At 61.3% G+C, this 17,404-nt stretch carries 16 protein-coding genes; 7 read left to right on the forward strand and 9 right to left on the reverse strand.

Annotation, left to right across the window (positions count from 1 at the left end; translation table 11 throughout):
- Positions 1-93 precede the first annotated feature (93 nt).
- The 4 genes from KSS96_RS17300 to tal are packed head-to-tail and all read left to right on the forward strand — an operon-like array spanning position 94 to position 3,613.
- A complete protein-coding gene (locus KSS96_RS17300) occupies positions 94-858 on the forward strand; it encodes an SDR family oxidoreductase (RefSeq protein ID WP_068935775.1) in 765 nt (254 codons plus the stop codon).
- A gap of 9 nt (positions 859-867) precedes the next feature.
- A complete protein-coding gene (locus KSS96_RS17305) occupies positions 868-1,668 on the forward strand; it encodes an SDR family oxidoreductase (RefSeq protein WP_017527258.1) in 801 nt (266 codons plus the stop codon).
- Positions 1,669-1,713: 45 nt separating this feature from the next.
- Positions 1,714-2,667, forward strand: a complete 954-nt coding sequence (locus tag KSS96_RS17310; RefSeq protein ID WP_017527257.1) for a sugar-binding transcriptional regulator — start codon at positions 1,714-1,716, stop codon at positions 2,665-2,667.
- A gap of 22 nt (positions 2,668-2,689) precedes the next feature.
- Positions 2,690-3,613, forward strand: a complete 924-nt coding sequence (tal, locus tag KSS96_RS17315; protein WP_017527256.1) for a transaldolase — start codon at positions 2,690-2,692, stop codon at positions 3,611-3,613.
- Here the strand turns inward: tal and KSS96_RS17320 are convergent.
- The 3 genes from KSS96_RS17320 to KSS96_RS17330 form a co-directional block, all read right to left on the reverse strand.
- On the reverse strand, positions 3,610-4,578 hold the full coding sequence (locus KSS96_RS17320; RefSeq protein WP_217855137.1) for a hypothetical protein: 969 nt from the start codon (positions 4,576-4,578) through the stop codon (positions 3,610-3,612). The two genes, tal and KSS96_RS17320, sit on opposite strands and share 4 nt — an antisense overlap.
- A 76-nt stretch (positions 4,579-4,654) precedes the next feature.
- The gene (locus KSS96_RS17325) at positions 4,655-5,839 is read right to left on the reverse strand and encodes a sugar transporter (protein WP_017527254.1); all 1,185 of its coding nucleotides are present in this window, start codon (positions 5,837-5,839) and stop codon (positions 4,655-4,657) included.
- 87 nt (positions 5,840-5,926) lie between these two features.
- Positions 5,927-6,925 carry a bile acid:sodium symporter family protein gene (locus KSS96_RS17330; protein WP_017527253.1) on the reverse strand — a complete coding sequence of 333 codons (999 nt, stop codon included), beginning with the start codon at positions 6,923-6,925 and terminating at the stop codon, positions 5,927-5,929.
- Positions 6,926-7,010: 85 nt separating this feature from the next.
- On the opposite strand from KSS96_RS17330, the gene KSS96_RS17335 reads away from it, so the two are divergent.
- Both KSS96_RS17335 and KSS96_RS17340 read left to right on the forward strand, forming a co-directional pair.
- A complete protein-coding gene (locus KSS96_RS17335; protein ID WP_017527252.1) occupies positions 7,011-7,799 on the forward strand; it encodes an AraC family transcriptional regulator in 789 nt (262 codons plus the stop codon).
- Positions 7,800-7,985: 186 nt separating this feature from the next.
- The gene (locus KSS96_RS17340; protein WP_217855139.1) at positions 7,986-8,417 is read left to right on the forward strand and encodes a hypothetical protein; all 432 of its coding nucleotides are present in this window, start codon (positions 7,986-7,988) and stop codon (positions 8,415-8,417) included.
- A gap of 51 nt (positions 8,418-8,468) precedes the next feature.
- Here KSS96_RS17340 and KSS96_RS17345 read toward each other — a convergent pair whose 3' ends face one another.
- The 5 genes from KSS96_RS17345 to KSS96_RS17365 all read right to left on the reverse strand — a co-directional run bounded on the left by KSS96_RS17345 (position 8,469) and on the right by KSS96_RS17365 (position 15,242).
- Complete coding sequence (locus KSS96_RS17345) at positions 8,469-9,716, reverse strand: zinc-dependent alcohol dehydrogenase (RefSeq protein WP_017527250.1); 1,248 nt, start codon at positions 9,714-9,716, stop codon at positions 8,469-8,471.
- An 85-nt stretch (positions 9,717-9,801) separates the two neighbouring features.
- Positions 9,802-10,920 (reverse strand): carboxylate-amine ligase, encoded by a 1,119-nt coding sequence (locus KSS96_RS17350; protein ID WP_017527249.1) that lies wholly within the window; start codon positions 10,918-10,920, stop codon positions 9,802-9,804.
- A gap of 6 nt (positions 10,921-10,926) precedes the next feature.
- The gene (locus KSS96_RS17355; protein ID WP_017527248.1) at positions 10,927-11,871 is read right to left on the reverse strand and encodes a methyltransferase; all 945 of its coding nucleotides are present in this window, start codon (positions 11,869-11,871) and stop codon (positions 10,927-10,929) included.
- Positions 11,872-11,882: 11 nt separating this feature from the next.
- On the reverse strand, positions 11,883-13,262 hold the full coding sequence (locus tag KSS96_RS17360; protein ID WP_017527247.1) for an iron-containing redox enzyme family protein: 1,380 nt from the start codon (positions 13,260-13,262) through the stop codon (positions 11,883-11,885).
- Positions 13,263-14,294: 1,032 nt separating this feature from the next.
- Positions 14,295-15,242, reverse strand: a complete 948-nt coding sequence (locus KSS96_RS17365) for an aromatic alcohol reductase (RefSeq protein ID WP_003173940.1) — start codon at positions 15,240-15,242, stop codon at positions 14,295-14,297.
- A 96-nt stretch (positions 15,243-15,338) separates the two neighbouring features.
- On the opposite strand from KSS96_RS17365, the gene KSS96_RS17370 reads away from it, so the two are divergent.
- A complete protein-coding gene (locus KSS96_RS17370) occupies positions 15,339-15,797 on the forward strand; it encodes a winged helix-turn-helix transcriptional regulator (RefSeq protein ID WP_003429427.1) in 459 nt (152 codons plus the stop codon).
- A gap of 17 nt (positions 15,798-15,814) precedes the next feature.
- Here the strand turns inward: KSS96_RS17370 and tnpC are convergent, their stop codons facing one another.
- Positions 15,815-17,344 carry an IS66 family transposase gene (tnpC, locus tag KSS96_RS17375; protein ID WP_065877371.1) on the reverse strand — a complete coding sequence of 510 codons (1,530 nt, stop codon included), beginning with the start codon at positions 17,342-17,344 and terminating at the stop codon, positions 15,815-15,817.
- Positions 17,345-17,404: the final 60 nt, after the last annotated feature.

Genomic DNA, 17,404 nt, shown 5'->3' on the forward strand with positions numbered 1-17,404 from the left:
TCAGCCAGCTGATTTATCAACTGACAGATTGCCATCGGGAGCAAGCCCCCTCCCACAGGGGATCTGCTGTGAATTCAAGAATGGAGTAATTGCATGCAGCTTTTCAGTCTTCAGGGCCAAGTCGCCTTTGTTACCGGTGCCGGCAGCGGCATCGGCCAGGCCATCGCCGTCGGCCTCGCGCAAGCCGGCGCCGATGTGGCCTGCTTTGATCTAGCCGGCAGCCCCGGCATCGCCAGCACCGTCGAGCGTATCCAGGCCCTGGGCCGTCGCGCCCTGGCCTTGAGCGGCACGGTCACCGAGCGCGCCGCGCTGGATGCCGCCGTGGCACGCACCGAACGCGAACTGGGCGAACTCAGCGTCGCGGTCAACTGCGCCGGCATCGCCAACGCCCAGGCCGCCGAGGACCTGGAGCTGCAACGCTGGCAAACCATGCTGGACATCAACCTCACCGGCATCTTCCTCAGTTGCCAGGCCCAGGCCGCCGTGATGTTGCCGCGTGGCAAAGGCGCCATCGTCAACATCGCGTCCATGTCCGGCAGCATCGTCAACCGTGGCCTGTTGCAAGCGCACTACAACACCTCCAAGGCCGGGGTGATCCACCTGAGCAAGAGCCTGGCGATGGAATGGGCCGACAAGGGCCTGCGCGTCAATTGCATCAGCCCCGGCTACACCGCGACGCCGATGAATTCGCGCCCGGAAGTCGCCGACCAGGTGAAGATCTTTGAACAGACCACGCCCATGGGCCGCATGGCCGGCGTGGAAGAAATGGTCGGCCCGGCGATCTTTCTGGTCAGCCAGGCCTCGTCGTTCTGTACCGGTGTCGACCTGTTGGTCGATGGCGGTTTTGTGTGCTGGTAGGAGCCTGTCATGTCGCAACGATTCAGCGGTAAAACCATCGTTATCACCGGCGCCTGCCGAGGCATCGGCGCCGGCATCGCCGAGCGCTTCGCCAGTGAAGGCGCCCACCTGGTGCTGGCCTCCAACGACCTGGAGCGCGTAACCTTCACCGCCGACCAGTTGGCCCGTGAATATGGCGTGAGCACCCTCGCCCTCGGCATCGACGTGACCAACGAAAGCGATATCGAACGCCTCTACCGCGAAGGCCACGCGCGGTTTGGCAGTATCGACGTGTCGGTGCAGAACGCCGGCATCATCACCATCGACCACTACGACACCATGCCCCGCGCCGACTTCGACAAGGTGCTGCAGGTGAACACCACCGGCGTGTGGCTGGGTTGCCGGGAGGCGGCCAAGTACATGGTCAAGCAAGGCAGCGGACGCCTGATCAACACCTCGTCCGGCCAGGGCCGCCAAGGCTTCATCTACACGCCGCACTACGCCGCGAGCAAGATGGGCGTGATCGGCATCACCCAGAGCCTGGCCCTGGAGCTGGCGCGGCATAACATCACGGTGAATGCGTTCTGCCCCGGCATCATCGAAAGCGAGATGTGGGACTACAACGACCGCGTATGGGGCGAGATCCTCAGCACCGACGAAAAACGCTACGCCAAGGGTGAGTTGATGGCCGAATGGGTCAAGAACATCCCCCTGCGCCGCGCCGGCAAGCCCTCGGATGTCGCCGGGCTGGTGGCGTTCCTGGCGTCGGACGACGCAGCCTACCTGACCGGCCAGGCGATCAATATTGATGGCGGCCTGATCATGTCGTGAGGGTTTGGTATCCTCACGGCCATTGAGTCAACCACTGAGGCTTTCATGAGCCAGATCGAAGAACAGCGCCTGATCACCAAGATTGCGAGCCTCTATTACGAAGAAGGGCTCAAGCAGTCCGAAATTTCCACGCAACTGGACCTGTCCCAGTCCTTTATCAGCCGCGCCCTGCGCCGGGCGTTGCAGGAAGGCGTGGTGAAGATCAGCGTGATGCGCTTGCAAGGCCTGCATCTGGAGTTGGAGAACCAATTGCAACGCCGTTACGGCGTGCGCCGGGTGATCGTGGTGGAAGCCACCGAGCCCGGCAATGATGAAAGCATCAAGCAAGCCATCGGCTCAGCCGCCGCGCACTATCTTGAAACCAGCCTGTCGCCCCAGGACCGCATCGGCATTTCGTCGTGGAGCAGCACCATTCGCGCGATGGTCGGCCACCTGCATGCGCAACCGGGCAAGCAAGGCGCCGAGGAAGTCGTGCAATTGCTCGGCGGCGTCGGCAACAAAGGCGCGTTCGAAGCCACCCTGCTCACCCAGCGCCTGGCCACCCTGCTCAACTGCCCGGCGTATTTGCTGCCGTCGCAAAGTATCGAGCAATCGGTGCAGAGCAAGCAGCGCATCGTGCAGATGGAAGAGGTCAAGGAGGTGCTGCAACGCTTTGACAGCATCACCCTGGCGATTGTCGGCATCGGCGACCTGGAGCCCTCGCAACTGCTGCGCAACAGCGGCAATTACTACACTGAAGACATGCTGCGCCTGCTGGCCGAGCGCGGCGCGGTGGGCGATATCTGCCTGCGCTACTTCGACGCCCAGGGCAAGCCGGTGCTGGAGGAAGATGAAGAGTTCGTGGTGTCGGTGGCGCTGCCCAAGTTGCGCAACATCCACCGCGTGCTCGGCCTGGCCGGCGGGCTGAACAAGGTCCAGGCGATTCGTGGCGCGCTCACCGGCGGCTACCTCGACATCCTGGTCACCGACCTCGACACCGCCCAGGCCCTCAACCGCTAACCTTATTTGGAGACCGCCGCTCATGACGTCCAAACTCGAACAACTCAAGCAATTCACTACCGTGGTCTGCGACACCGGCGACCTGCAAGCCATCAGCCGCCTGCGCCCGGTGGACGCCACCACCAACCCTTCGCTGCTGCTCAAGGCCGCCGCCATCCCGGCATACGCCGAGTTGCTGCGCAATGCTGTCAGCGCGTCCAAGGGCGATGTCGACCTGGCCTGCGATCGTTTTGCGGTGGCGGTGGGCTGCGGCATCCTCAAGGTGATTCCGGGGCGTATCTCCACCGAAGTCGACGCGCGCCTGTCCTTCGATGAAGACGCGTTATGGGCCAAGGCCAACCAATTGATCGCCTTGTACGACCAGGCCGGTGTCAGCCGCGACCGCGTGCTGATCAAACTGGCCTCCACCTGGGAAGGTATCCGCACCGCCGAACGCCTGGAAAAAGCCGGCATCCAGACCAACCTGACCCTGCTGTTCTCCTTCGCCCAGGCCCAGGCCTGCGCCGATGCGGGGGTATTTTTGATCTCGCCGTTCGTGGGTCGCATCTACGACTGGTACCGCAAGCACACCGGCCTGGACTACACCGGCGCCGAAGACCCGGGCGTACAGTCGGTGACGCGCATCTACAACTACTACAAGGCCAACGCCATCCCGACCGTGGTCATGGGCGCAAGCTTTCGCACCCTCAGCCAGATCGAAGAACTGGCCGGTTGCGACCGCCTGACCATCAGCCCGGACCTGCTGCAAACGCTCGCTGACGACCATGGCCCGCTGGCGCGCAAACTGGTGCCGGGCACCGAGGGCGAGGCCCGTCAACCGCTGAGCGAAGCGCAGTTCCGCTGGGCCTCGAATGAAGACGCGATGGCCACCGAGAAACTGGCGGAAGGGATTCGCCAGTTTGCGCGGGACCAGGAGAAATTGGAGAAGGTGTTGGCTGGGCGTTAAGAAGCCGTTACCGAAGTGGGTTCGCCCACTTCTACAATCGCTTCCCCCTGCGCGACGTAGCAGAAGCCCGCAGCCTCCCAGTCGCGCCAGTCGGGTATCACCCCGGGGAGCCAGCATGAGTGAATGGGTTCAAGAGGGACCACTCGCCTGCCCTTTTTACCTCCAAGCTCGTACTTGAATTCTATATACCAACAAGCCTCCACTTTCCCGTCCTGCTCGACCGCCAGCGGGAGGTAAACCTGATCGTGGCATTGCTTGAGAGGCTCAAGCTGCCAGTCGGGCAGCATTTTTGCCCGGATATCGGCAAGCCGCTGGGTTTGCAGCGCAAGCAATACGTCGGGAAGCTGATCAAAACTGCACGAGCGAACACCTGCACCCTCTCCAACAAACGTGGAAAACCCCACCGACTCATGCGTGCCCGCGAGCGCGTCCATTTCACGACCGGTTCGGACGTGAAAAACCACCGCGCCCAAATCGAGCTTACCGTCCTTGATCACCGCGTCATCGGCCATATGGGCGAGGACGTAGAAGTGTGCTGGAAACACGGTCTGCTTGAGGTTTTTGTCCTCGATACAGTTCCAGCGACTGGTTTTCTTGATCCGCCAGCTGTTTGGCGACGCCGTGCTTTTAATCTCCAGCGTAACGCCCCATGTCAGTTGCAGATCAAACACATCGCCATGGGGCTGCTGCCGGTAGAATCGCTCGATACTCTTGGTCAAATCACCGGGGCCAGGCGTTTCGGTAGTGAGTGACCTTACCGTGTCCCCAACGATTGCGTCGTTGTGGGCGATCAGGTGGCGGGCCACTAGGTATTCGATCAACACACCTCGTAGAACAGGGACCTCCATGTTGGAAAAGGCCCACGTCCAAAAATCCTTTGCCGTATAGGCAGTCCCTACATCCGCAAACGAAAAGCGGGTCTGCGCCTCAAGAAAACGCTTAAGTTCCTGTTCCTGCCTATCCATATCCACCACGCTCTCTCTAAAAATCCATGACTCGCTTTCGCATCCTATTGTCGGGGCCTATCCGCGAGTGCCGCACTCAAGCAGCGGCCACCCCCGTCCCAAACCGGCGAATCGCCAGGCAATACCCACCTAACGCCACCGCCGCCAGCAGCCCACCCGCCGCGCCGATCCAGGCGAAGCCGAAGTGGCTGCCGACCCAGCTGCCCATCAGGGCGCCGCCGCCGATGCCGATGTTGTAGATGCCGGAGAACATTGCCATGGCTACGTCGGTGGCGTCCGGTGCCAGCACCAGCACTTTGGACTGCATGGCCAGGCCGAAGCCCATGATCGCCATGCCCCAGAACATGCTCAGGATCACCAGGTAGGATTCGGCGCCGCTCAAGGGCAGCAACAGCGCCAGGCACGCCGCCAGGATAAACACCGCGCCCACCACGAACAGGTGGGGGTTGAAGCGGTGCACCAGGCTGAACAGTAGCGAGCCGATAATGCCCGCGCCGCCAAATACCAACAGGATCAAGGTGACCGCACTGCCCCCCAGGCCGGCGACGCCTTCGACGAAAGGTTCGATGTAGCTGTAGGCGGTGAATTGCGCGGTCACGGTCATCGCGGTGAGCACGTAGAGCGCCACCAGCGCCGGGCGCTTGAACAGCAGCGGCAGGCTGCGCAGCGAGCCGGAGTTCTGGCTCGGCAGTAGCGGCAAGGTGCGCGCCAGCCAGAACACCAGCCCGCCCGCAAACGCGGCGATCACCAGAAAGGTGGTGCGCCAGCCCATGGCCTCGCCCAGCAAGCGGCCGAGGGGAATGCCCAGGACCATCGCCAATGACGTGCCGGTAGCCAGCAGCCCCAGGGCTTGTACCTGTTTGCCCGCCGGCGCCAGGCGCACCGCGAGCGACGCCGTGATCGACCAGAACAGCGCATGGGACAACGCAATGCCGACGCGACTGACCATCAGCAGGCCAAAGCTGGTGGCCACGCTGGAGAGGATATGACTGGCGATAAACAGGCCGAACAGCACGATCAGCAACTTGCGGCGCTCGACGTTGCGGGTCAGCAACATCACCGGCAGCGAGGTCAGGGACACGATCCAGGCATAAATAGTCAGCATCAGGCCGACGCTGGACACCTGCATGTCGAAGCTGGCGCCGATGGCGCTGAGCAGCCCGACCGGCACGAATTCAGTGGTATTGAAGACGAACGCGGCCAGCGCGAGGGCGATGACCGGTTGCCAATTGGCTTGGGGAGTTGCGGCAGAAATGCTCATTGACGGGCGTCGTACTCAGTTCCTGCGCTGATCAATCCGGCCCAATGCCAGCCCTTGAGCAGCGCAGAAAAATAGTAACACGACGCTTCAAGGATCGACCTGCCCCATCAGCTCCGAAATCGCTTCCGGTCGCTGGGCATACCGCTGCGCCAACGCCGCACAGACCATCAACTGGATCTGGTGAAACAGCATCAACGGCAGGATCAATACGCCCATGGTTGCACCGGCAAACAGCACCTGGGCCATCGGTACGCCGGTGGCGAGACTCTTCTTCGAGCCGCAAAACAGGATGGTGATGCGATCTTCCTGGCTAAAGCCCAAAGCCTTGCCCAGCAAGGCGGACGCCATCAGCACCAGGGCCAGCAACACGCAACAGGCCACCACCAGGCCGCCCAGTTCCCACAGCGGGATCTGGTGCCAGATACCTTCATTGACCGCTTCGCTGAAGGCGCCGTAGACCACCAGCAGGATCGAGCCCTGGTCGACGAATTTGAGCCACGCTTTATTGCGGCCTACCCACTCGCCAATCCAACGACGAGCGATTTGCCCTGCGACAAATGGAAGCAGCAATTGCACGCTGATTTTCACAATGGCGTCGAGGGTGTTGCCGCCGTCACCGTGCACATTCAGCAACAGCGTCACCAGCAACGGCGTGAGGAAGATACCAAACAGGCTCGACGCCGCCGCGCTGCAAATCGCCGCCGGGATATTGCCGCGCGCCAGCGAGGTGAAGGCAATCGCCGATTGCACCGTGGCCGGCAAGGCGCAGAGGTAGAGCATGCCCATGTACAGGTCGTTGCCGATCAGCGGCGACAGCACCGGCTTGAGCGCCAGGCCCAACAGCGGGAACAGCACAAAGGTCAGGCTGAACACCAGCAAGTGCAGGCGCCAGTGGCCGGCCCCGGCGACGATGGCCTGGCGTGACAGCTTGGCGCCATGCAGGAAAAACAGCAGCGCAATAGCCAGGTTGGTCACCCAGCCGAACGCCACGGCGGTCTGGCCGCTGGCGGGTAGCAGGGAGGCCAGGATCACCGTGGCGATCAGCGTCAGGGTGAAGTTGTCGGGCAGGAAACGGGGGCGAGTCATGAGCGAATCTTCCAGGGGTTGCCAAGAGCGTCACCGCGACTCTAACGTAACCGCTTGTTACCGACTAACGCCAATGAGCCAGTAAATGCCGCCCAAAGGACATGACAAGACCGTGCGCCGCAGCATTCCCGGGCTGTCCAGCCTGCCACGCCCGGTGTATGGGCGTACCGAATCGCTGCCCAACCGCGCGTTGACCCGTCGCCACAGCCATCCGTGGGTGCAATTGTCCTACGCGATTAGCGGGGTGCTGGAGATCCAGACCAGCGCCGGGCGCTTTGTCGCGCCGCCGCAACGCGCGGTATGGATTCCAGCGGGCATGCCGCACCGCGTCTACAGCGCGCCCCATACCGAGATGCGCAGCCTGTATCTGGATTGCAGCGTGACCGCCTGGGCGGTCGAGCAGTGTCATGTGCTGGAGGTGAGCAGCCTGTTGCGCGAGCTGATCCGCAGCTTCAGCGAACTGCCGGTGGAGTATGCCGAGGACGGCCCGGACGGGCGCCTGGCCCAGGTGATCCTCGACCAACTCGCCGCCGCGCCCCAGGTGGACCTGATGCTACCCCTGCCCCACGACGCCCGTTTACGGCAGATCTACCGCAGCCTCAACCTGCGCCCCGAGCAGCAGACCACCTTGGGGCAATGGAGCGAAAAACTGGGGCTCAGCGAAAAGACCCTCAGCCGCTTGTTTTTGAAAGACACCGGCCTGACCTTCCGCGCCTGGCGCCAGCGCTTGCGCCTGCTCAGCGCCCTGCCCGCCCTGGAACAAGGCGAACGGGTGACAGATGTGGCGCTGAACTGTGGGTATGAATCGACGTCGGCGTTTATCAATGCATTTCGCCAGCAGTTTGAGGCGACGCCGGGGGAGTTCTTTCGCTGACCTTACAGACGATGACGCCCCCCTGTGGGAGGGGGCTTGCTCCCGATAGCGGTGGGTCAGTTGAAAATAAGCCGACTGACCCACCGCCGGCGTCTCAATGGTTATGCAAATAATCCCCAAACCCGCGCGTGGCTGGTATTGTGCCGCGCTTAGAAAAACTGCGGTAAACCTGCGAGGAAATGGACGTTGAACACTGACGAAAAAATGACCGGGGACCTGTTCGAGGTGGATAAGCGCCTGTCACTCAAGCCCGTGATGGACTTCAACGCCTACCTACGCAGCGCTTTCGGCGACGGCACCTGCACCTGCATCCGCTGCACCGCCGGCGGCGGTGATGAAAGCGGCTATGAGTTCCAGCACACGTTCAACTTCGACGGCAAACCCACCCACCGCCGCTTTGCCTCCACGGCGGGCAGCGATGTGCTGCTGGCGTTGAAGAAGGCGTGGTTGTCATACACCAAGGCCGAGCTGCCGCTCAGTGGCGTTCTGGTGCTGGAGACGGTGAGGGAATTCGTCGAGCCGCAACTGCACAAACGCCTGGCGCCGTTGTTCCTGGCCAGCGGGTTGGTCAAGGACGTGGACGGTGAGCTGCGCCTGCAGCCGCAAGCGACGGCCTGACACCAGGCCCCGATGTGGGAGCAGGCCCTCCCACATTCAGAGGTATTTGGCCTAGAAACCGGGTACGCCTTGTACGCGAAGGCCGGGGGTCGGTTCCGGCTCCAGCGGCTCGGTCAGCGGCCGATCCTCCATGCCCGGCACCAGAATCACCTTGCGGCACTGCTCCTCGCCTTTATCAAATACCTCGTAACCCCGTGCCGCCTGTTCCAGAGACAGCCGGTGGGTGACGATCGCCTCCGGGTTCAGCCGCCCCAATTCGATATGCTCCAGCAACTGCGGTAGAAAGCGCTGCACGTGGGTCTGGCCCATCTTGAAGGTCAGGCCTTTGTCGAAGGCGTCGCCAAACATGAACCCGTGAATAAACCCGGCATACACCCCCGCCACACTGACCACTCCACCCCGGCGCACGGCGGCGATGCACTGGCGCAACGCTTTGCCGCTGCTGCCTTCGATCTTGAGGGTGGTGAGCAGGGTTTCGGTGGTGCTGCCCTTGGCTTCGAAACCCACCGCATCCACCACGCCGTCGACGCCGCGCATGCCTGCGGTCTGGCGGATGATCGTGTCGGCGGGGTCATCGTCGTCTTCGAAGTTGATCGGGATCACGCCGTACATCTGCTGCGCATACGCCAGCCGATACGGGTGATCGTCGACCATGAAGATTTGCTCGGCGCCCAACATTTGCGCGCACGCCGCACTCAGCAACCCGACCGGCCCGGCGCCATAGATCGCCACGCTGGAGCCTTGGCCGATGCCGGCGTTGGTCACAGCCTGCCAGGCGGTGGGCAGGATGTCGGAGAGAAACAGTACTTTTTCATCCGCCAGCACGCCGGGCACTTTGAACGGCCCGCTGTTGGCCTTGGGCACCCGCACCAGTTCGGCCTGGCCACCCGGAACGCCGCCATACAGGCGGCTGTAGCCGAACAGCGCGGCGCCCGGTGGGATCGCCTTTTTATTCAGAATCGCACCGCGTCCGTCGTTGGTGGTTTCACAGGCCGCGAATTGTTGCAGTTGGCAAAAGAAACACTCGCCACAGGCAATCACGAACGGGATTACCACGCGGTCACCACGTTGCACCGCCGTCACCCCTGGCCCGGTCTCTTCGACGATGCCCATGAATTCATGGCCGAAGATATCGCCATGCTCCACGGTGGGGATCTTGCCGCGGTACAGGTGCAGGTCCGAACCGCAGATAGCGGTGGCGGTGACCCGCAGAATGATGTCGTCGGGTTGCTCGATGATGGGGTCGGGAACGGTGTCCACCTGCACCTTATGGGCGCCTTGATAGGTCATGGCTCGCATGGGCTGCACTCCGGTTGTTGAGTAGCGTCATTCATTAGGGGCAGCGCTCATGGCGAGTGTTCCGTTGGCGTTCGCGGGCAGCCGATCAAAGGTCGCCACGGCTCTGGGCGAGCAAGCGGTCGACGACCGCCTGTAGGCCGGCATGCGCATCCGCGCCTTTGGCCGAGGCGTCCGCAAAACACCGCAGTTGATCGACCGCGCTGCTGCCCCGACGCAACAGCGCCAGGGCGTGGTCGAACACGGCGGGTTCACCCATGTTGGCGGCGGTCGTTCGAAACCGTCGCGAGGCCCGCTCCAACCATTGCTCGGCAGTGCCAGTGGCGCCCTCGTCGTCCAGCGCGAAGGCGCCCTGCGCGCCATAGCGCTTGGCCTGCCAACGGTTTTCCTGGAGCAGCCAACGCGTCTGCGCGGTAAACGTGGCGCCGGGCCGAGCCATGCCGCAGGCATGGGTGACCATCACACGAAACAGCGTGGCCAGGGTGAGCGCATCCTCCAGCCGGGGGCATGCATCCGTCATGCGCAACTCAAGGGTGGGATAACGCGCCGCCGGGCGAATGCCCCACCAGCCGTTGCCGTCGGCCTTGATCACACCCATGCGCCGCAGCAATCCCAAATACCGCTGGTAGGCCGCCCAGTCCTCGAAATGCTCCGGTACCCCCATGCGCGGCCACTCATCGCAAGCGGCCTGGCGGTAACTCATGAAGCCACTGGGCGCCCCCTCCCAGAACGGCGACGAGCAACTGAGCAACAATAACAACGGCAGCCACGGCGAGACCTCGTTCATCACCGCAATGCGATCGAGCTGCTCCGGCACCTGCACATGCACATGCAAACCGCACAACACGCTGCGGCGCGCCACCTGCTGAACGTCCTCGAACAACTGCTCGAAATGCGCGTGCACCGTGGGCGTCTGCTCGCGCCAGGCGGCCAGCGGATGGCTGCCGGCGCAGACGATGCCCAGGCCGAAGTCGCCGAGCGATTGCGCCAGGTTATGCCGCACGGTCGCCAGGTAATCGGCGGCGTCGCGGCTGGCCTTGAACACCGGCGACGCCACTTCGATCTGCCCCTGGAACATTTCGAAGGCAAACCCCGCGCCTATCGCCCGCTGACAGGCCGTCAACACCGCTGCCGGCGGCTCGCTGAGCATTCGGCGGCTGTGCAGGTCGGTGATGAAGTATTCCTCTTCGATGCCGAAGGTGAGCATGGGCCGTCAACGCAACCGGGTGACGGTGAGCGCGACCACGGCGATCCGTTCGACGCGCTCATAGCCAGGTTTATCGAGTTCTTCGCCGAAGACGTCAGGGTCCAGTTCGCGGTAGGTCCAGCCGTAGGCGTCGCTGGCCAGCAAGGGCCTGACCGCCTCCAGGAACGGATCCTCGCCCGCGACCATCGCCACGCCGGTATACAGCACCAGGCTGCCACCCAGGGCCAGGCGCCCGAGGGATTCACTGACGATGCGCACCGACAGTTGCTCCCCCAATGCACCGCCGCCATGCCGGTAGGCGCGCTGCCGATCGTCGTTCATGTAGGGCGGGTTGGCGACGATCAAGTCGAATGAACCTTGCAGGCTCGCCAGCAGGTCGCTCTGGTACACACTGACGTTGCCCAGGCCGGCCAACTCGGCGTTCACCGCCGTCATACGCAGGGCGCGCGGGTTGATGTCCACCGCCACCACCTGCGCATCAGGCCGTGCATGGGCAATGACCAGCGCGCCCACGCCCGCGCCGCAGCCGATGTCGACCGCGCATTTGAGCGGCTCGAAACGCTGTTGCAGATGGGCTTCGATCACCTGCGCAAAACGATAGCTGTCAGGCCCGAAAAACACCGCGTCCGCTTGAGTGGTGGGGTACGGCGAATGGGCGAACAGCAGGTCCCCAAGGCTCGACCAGCGCACGTTACTGCGCCACAGCGCGTCGTGTTTTTCGATCACATCCGCTTGCTGCAACTCATCGCGAAACGCGGCGGGCAGCAGGTCATTGTCAAACGGCATCGACCAGCCGAACACATCGCGCACGTTCATCGCCAGCGGTGTCCCCAGGCGCCGGTACACCCGCTCGTGGGTCAAAGGGGTGGGGGTGATGAACCGGTAGCCACTTTCTTTCAAGCCCCTGCCCAGGTTCAGTAAGGCGCGGTCGGCGAGTTGTTGTGCGGACATGGGGTCGCTCCTTAGCGTAGACGCGTGCGCAGCTGGATAAAACGGCGGGTGGCGTACAGACCGGCCGGGGTGCAATGACGGCGGGCGGACAGCCACGGGATCAGCGCCTGCAGCTGCTGCTCGTCGGTCAGGTTGTACAGCGCGTTCACCAAGGCCTGGGTGTCCGGGTCGGTGGGGCGCTGTTGCTCGCGGGAAAACGGGCTGCCGCGTCCAGGCCTGGCGGGTGGCACGCGTTGGTCGCTGGCCCACTCCCCGGCAATCCAATCGTGCAGCAGTTGTTTTTCATAGCCGCTGAACACGCCGAACATCGCCGCGCCGGCGCCCTCGATCAACTGCCAGAAACGGCTGTCGGCGGGGTCCTGGTTCAGTCGGATCCAGCCCTTGTCTTGCAGGGCCTGGAGAAACCCGGGGATTTGCCCCGGCGTGGTCAGCCACTGATTGACGGTCTTGCCTTCGAAGCGGCAATAGTCCGAATGCATGTGCTGGCCGAAAGTGCGCTTGCGTTCGAGCATCGCCACCACTTCGTCGTGCAGGTTGAAACGCTCGATCACGGCCGTGGTGCCCGGCCCGAGATCGTTGAGACGGTAGCCCTGGGCCACACGCTGATAGAACTGCGCCCTGCCCTCGCCCAGCGGCAGCAGGTTCAGCACCGACTGCGCCGCCTTGCAGGCGTGGCCGCTGCTGGCATTGTCGATGGTCACGTGAAGCGTGAAGTAATAAGGGTCGATGCCCAACTCACTCAGTTCATACGCGCTGATCAACAGGTGCAGCGGCAGCTGTTCGTAGCCCAGGTTGTAGCCGATCACCTCCGGCAAGAACTCTTCGGCGCACAGGCCCAAGGCCATTTGCAGGGCGCCTTGCACATAGTGCTCATCCTCAAGGCCGGCATCGCTGTCAGCATCGTGTTCGCTGAGCAACTTGCGGTAGATCACCACATGATTCTGCGCGGCCTCACCGTCGCCCAACTCTTCGAGATAGGTGGTGATCAGGCCGTCGAAACGCTGGTCTTGCCAGTGGTGCAGTAAACCGTACAGCCAGGCGCCATCCACCTGTTTGGTCGGGGCCACGCGTTGCAGCACATACAGCGCATGGGCTTTGTTGCGAAAGTAACGACGTGGTCGGCCTTGCTGGCGTTGTTCAAGGTACTCGGCGTAGGCCTGGGCGACGACGGCGCAGCGCTGTTCGACCCAGGCACACAAATGCTGCGGTTCGTCGGGCAGCTCGTTGGCCGCGTGCCGAACCTGCGCCAACTGCGCTTGCAGAAACTCGCGCGCCAGCGCGCCGGCGTCCGGCACTTCGTCATACAGCTGTTGATAGACTCGCTGATACTCACCGTAGCCCGAGTGATGCACAGAGGCCGGCTGGCCCGACAGCGCCGTTAGTAGCGTCATGATGGCAGTTCCCGCAATGTCCTATACAACCCGGCCTTCTTGCATGAAGGCCCCGCAAGAGCGCTCGCCGTGCGGCGCTTCTATAGGAAAGAGCATGGGCAGGTGGGGAAAATTCAATTGGGTTTGGGAGGGTGGGGATAGGCGGTCAATGGGTGAAGCGCGCAGGGGACTGTTTGCTGTTGCTTTGGCTGTTGCTTTTGATTGTGATCTCAGGCGCCCCGTCAAACACGCTGGCCGTAATTCGACATTGATTTGGGGTAAACCGGCAGGGATGCCGGTTTAGCCGCCCCGCGCCATGAATGGCGCGTGGTGGCGGCCCCTCAAATCAATGTCGGATTACGGGCACACCGAGCCTGGGCGAGGTGCCGAGTGTTGGGGCAAGAGCGTTTTGCTTACTTTTGCACTTTTCAAAAGTGAGCCGCTGTAAAAGCGGAACCCATATCAGCCGTTACCGCAGCAACGGATATGTACTCAGTCAGATCCAAAAAATAGGCGCCTGACAAGCAGCCATCGGGAGCAAGTGGGTTTGGCTATGTTTTCCTATTCACCAGGCATTGATGTTTCCAAGGACAGCCTTGAAGCTCGAGTTCATCAGGTTGACGTTGGGGTAAATTGCGCTAACGGTAAGCGGGTGGTGAATACGCCTTGACGAGGCCTTAAACGCGTCTGTTTGTCTGTTTGGTTGTCGGTTAACATCGCACTACGAAATCCATTAAGTAAGCGTCCGGCAGACACACCTTGACCACACCATTCTCCCCCGTGCTCCTCAAAACCACGCTCATTTGCAAGGCTTTAGTAAGCGCTTGGTTAAGTCACCGTGGTTCGGAATTCGCGCTTAGAAAACTCAATAGATAGTGAAGTGGGACGCCTCAGACCTCGGCAGATGGTGCGGATAAGATAAAGATTCGGTCGTCTTGGATTACCAGACCCATTCTCCGCGCCTTAGCTTCGGTTATCAGCGCCCATTATCAGACTGAGGAGCTTTTTAGCGGGTCAACTCCGAGCGCGAGAACGTTCGTTCAGCTACTGCCCTTATGCTGATGAGGTTGCCAGATTTGCACGGGCCCACTCCTCAGCGGTCGTGACTTGAGTCGACTGCTGCGCGTTGAAAGTGCCTGCTTTAGGCCAGGCCACGCCTCTGCCCTGGGCGAACACAGCGCGGTACTTCTTGATGTGATGCGTTGGGTCTCTCTCCAATTCTTGGAGCAAGTACGGAACAGTCCACACGTTACGTTTGAACGGGCGACCCAGTACACGTTCGAGGAGGCTCGCAACCTCTCCGTACGTCACTGTATCTCCCGAGAGGTACACAATCTGATCGCGGAAGCGAGGTTCGAAGAAAACAATTTCCGCTGTCAACGCACCAATGTCTTCTGGAGTCGTGAGCGTCACGCTGGTCTCAAGACTGCCTAGCGCGTTCACGGTATCGTTTTCGAAGTCAACCACCTCGAATACTGGCTCGAATAGAAAGCTGGTGAACATACCCGTCGAGATGATTACCCATTCAGTTTTATCCTGGGCGCGAAGCAATTCGCGTACATCAAGCTGAGCATCGAACAGATCTTGAGGACTGCCCCGACCGATTACCTCGAAGTCGACACCAAACTGCCAAGGAAAGTAGCGCTTCACACCGGACTTGAGAGCTGCTGTAGCCAGCTTCATCGGGGTTTCCCGGCCTGCAACCATGCCTGCGCAGCCTATTACGGTATCGAACCGTGCGAACACTTCAGCCAACTGATCGATTGAATTATTCACGAGATCTGCGGCCACCATCTGGATGCCAAGATCTCGAAGCTCATCGATTTCGACCTTTTTCTCGGGCACCTGAGTGTTGATGGTCGAATCCCTGAGCAGGACGCTGATTGTGGAGCCGGGCGCGCGCTTTGCTACTCGCGCAAGATTGCGCAGAACCGGCAGCCCAAGCTCACCGGCGCCTAGAACGAGAATGGATTGGGGGGAAAGCTGGGTCACTTCGGTCATGATTTCTCCTGAGACCTGTTGCCTGTAAGATGAACAAATGCTTGCACGATTAGGCAACGTTCGTAAGAAGGCACACCTGTGATACCAGAGAATGAAATGACCGATCAGGAGGCTCTCAGCCAGGCAGAAACAATTTGCCGAACGCTTAGAGAAGACGATGATGGCGTCAGACGAGAAGTGCTTGCTCACGCAGGTAGCCGCTGGTCGTTAGGTATTCTGCATGCCCTGGGGGTTTACGGCACGATGCGCCATGCCGAAATAAAAAGGCAGATGACTGGGGTGACTCAGCGGATGTTAACCAAGACGCTACGCTCCATGGAGCGGGATGGGCTAGTGGTTCGGCGGGAGTTCGGTGAGATTCCGCCACGTGTCGAGTATGAGCTGACGCCGCTGGGTATGGGACTGTTGATCCGCATGTCACCTATCTGGACTTGGGTTGTCGAGAACGTTGAGGATTTCCGCAAGGCGCGGCGTATTTTCGACAGTCAGGATGACAAAAAACCCGCATGGCAAATACCTCCATCGACACCATTAGATTCAGACGCGTCGGACTGAATGTAGCTCATAGCGTGTTAGGAGCCCTGTGCCCATTGATGCGGTAGTAATTGGTCAATTGCACTGGCCCTCTGTGTCGGCAACCGCGTCAGTACATCCTTGAGATACGCGAACGGATCATGCCCATTCATGCGTGCCGATTGAATCAAGCTCATAATTGCCGCCGCTCGTTTACCGCTGCGCAGTGATCCGGCGAAGAGCCAATTCGAACGGCCAAGGGCCCAAGGCCGGATCGTATTTTCGACCCGATTGTTGTCGATGGGCACAGCACCATCATTGAGGTAGCGCGTCAGCGCTACCCAGCGTTTCAGGCTGTAATCCAGAGCCTTGGCTGTGGCCGAGCCCTCGGGCACAAGTTCGCGCTGAGCCAGCATCCACTCATGCAACTTCTCCGCGATAGGAATCGCCATTTCTTGACGTAATCGCCAGCGATCTTCATCGCTCATCTCTTTGGCCTTTCGTTCAACCTCGTATAGGCCGCCGATTGAGTGCAGCGCCTGTTCGGCCAGTTGGCTTTTGTTCGCCACATGCAGGTCGAAGAACTTGCGGCGAGCATGGGCCATGCAGCCGATTTCGGTGATGCGCCCTTCGAAGCCGGCCTTGTAGCCTGCGAAGCCATCGCAGACCAGCTTGCCGTTCCAAGTGCCCAGGAAGTTGCGCGCATGTTCGCCAGCACGGCTCGGGCTGAAGTCGTAGACTACCGCCTTCAGTGCCGAGAATGGTGTCGTGCAGTAGGCCCAGACATACGCTCGGTGCGTTTTCTTTTCACCCGGTGCCAGCATCTGCACGGGTGTTTCATCGGCATGGACGACTCGCTGGGCCAGCACTGCCTCGCGCAGTGCTTCCACGAGCGGTTGCAGTTGTACGCCGGTTTGACCCACCCACTGCGCCAGTGTCGAACGGGCGATGGGCAGCCCGGCGCGGCCGAAGATTTTCTCTTGGCGATACAGCGGCAGATGGTCGGCGAACTTGGCCACCATGATGTGGGCCAGCAGGCCTGCGGTCGGGACGCCTTTGTCGATGACGTGCGCCGGTACCGGCGCCTGGATTAGCGTTTCACACTGCTCGCAGGCCCACTTTCCACGGATGTGACGCTCGACGGTGAATACGCCGGGCGTGTAGTCGAGCTTTTCGCTGGCGTCTTCGCCGATGCGCTTGAGGGCGCAGCCGCACTGGCAGTGGCTGTTGTCCGGTTCGTGATGGATCAGTGTGCGAGGAAACTGCGGTGGCAGCGGTGCGCGCTTGGGTTGCTGGCGCACTTTGGCTTCGACAGGTGCCGGTTGCAGCGCCTCAAGTTCGGCTTCGATAGCGGCGATATCCGTATCGATCAAGTCGTCGAGCAGGCTGGCTTGATCCGGGCTCAACTGCTCGCTGCGCTTGGCAAACTTGAAGCGTTTGAGCAGCGCGATCTCGTGGGCCAGTTTCTCGTTGACCGACTTGTGATGAGTGATTTGCTTGTCCATTGTCTCGACGCGCTGGATCAACTGCGCCGCCAGGGCACGCAGTTGTTCAGGGTTTAATTGATCGAGATTTGGATGCAAAGTCATGCCGCCGATTTTGCCAGAGAGGGCTGATGGCGACGATAGACTGATGGGCCAATTGCGCTG

The sequence above is a fragment of the Pseudomonas asgharzadehiana genome (assembly GCF_019139815.1).
Lineage (GTDB): Bacteria > Pseudomonadota > Gammaproteobacteria > Pseudomonadales > Pseudomonadaceae > Aquipseudomonas > Aquipseudomonas asgharzadehiana.

Coding starts and splice junctions, on each gene's coding strand:
- KSS96_RS17300 (WP_068935775.1), top strand. CDS start 94: ATGCAGCTTTTCAGTCTTCAGGGCCAAGTCGCCTTTGTTACCGGTGCC.
- KSS96_RS17305 (WP_017527258.1), top strand. CDS start 868: ATGTCGCAACGATTCAGCGGTAAAACCATCGTTATCACCGGCGCCTGC.
- KSS96_RS17310 (WP_017527257.1), top strand. CDS start 1,714: ATGAGCCAGATCGAAGAACAGCGCCTGATCACCAAGATTGCGAGCCTC.
- tal (WP_017527256.1), top strand. CDS start 2,690: ATGACGTCCAAACTCGAACAACTCAAGCAATTCACTACCGTGGTCTGC.
- KSS96_RS17320 (WP_217855137.1), bottom strand. CDS start 4,578: ATGGATAGGCAGGAACAGGAACTTAAGCGTTTTCTTGAGGCGCAGACC.
- KSS96_RS17325 (WP_017527254.1), bottom strand. CDS start 5,839: ATGAGCATTTCTGCCGCAACTCCCCAAGCCAATTGGCAACCGGTCATC.
- KSS96_RS17330 (WP_017527253.1), bottom strand. CDS start 6,925: ATGACTCGCCCCCGTTTCCTGCCCGACAACTTCACCCTGACGCTGATC.
- KSS96_RS17335 (WP_017527252.1), top strand. CDS start 7,011: ATGCCGCCCAAAGGACATGACAAGACCGTGCGCCGCAGCATTCCCGGG.
- KSS96_RS17345 (WP_017527250.1), bottom strand. CDS start 9,716: ATGCGAGCCATGACCTATCAAGGCGCCCATAAGGTGCAGGTGGACACC.
- KSS96_RS17350 (WP_017527249.1), bottom strand. CDS start 10,920: ATGCTCACCTTCGGCATCGAAGAGGAATACTTCATCACCGACCTGCAC.
- KSS96_RS17355 (WP_017527248.1), bottom strand. CDS start 11,871: ATGTCCGCACAACAACTCGCCGACCGCGCCTTACTGAACCTGGGCAGG.
- KSS96_RS17360 (WP_017527247.1), bottom strand. CDS start 13,262: ATGACGCTACTAACGGCGCTGTCGGGCCAGCCGGCCTCTGTGCATCAC.
- KSS96_RS17365 (WP_003173940.1), bottom strand. CDS start 15,242: ATGACCGAAGTGACCCAGCTTTCCCCCCAATCCATTCTCGTTCTAGGC.
- KSS96_RS17370 (WP_003429427.1), top strand. CDS start 15,339: ATGACCGATCAGGAGGCTCTCAGCCAGGCAGAAACAATTTGCCGAACG.
- tnpC (WP_065877371.1), bottom strand. CDS start 17,344: ATGACTTTGCATCCAAATCTCGATCAATTAAACCCTGAACAACTGCGT.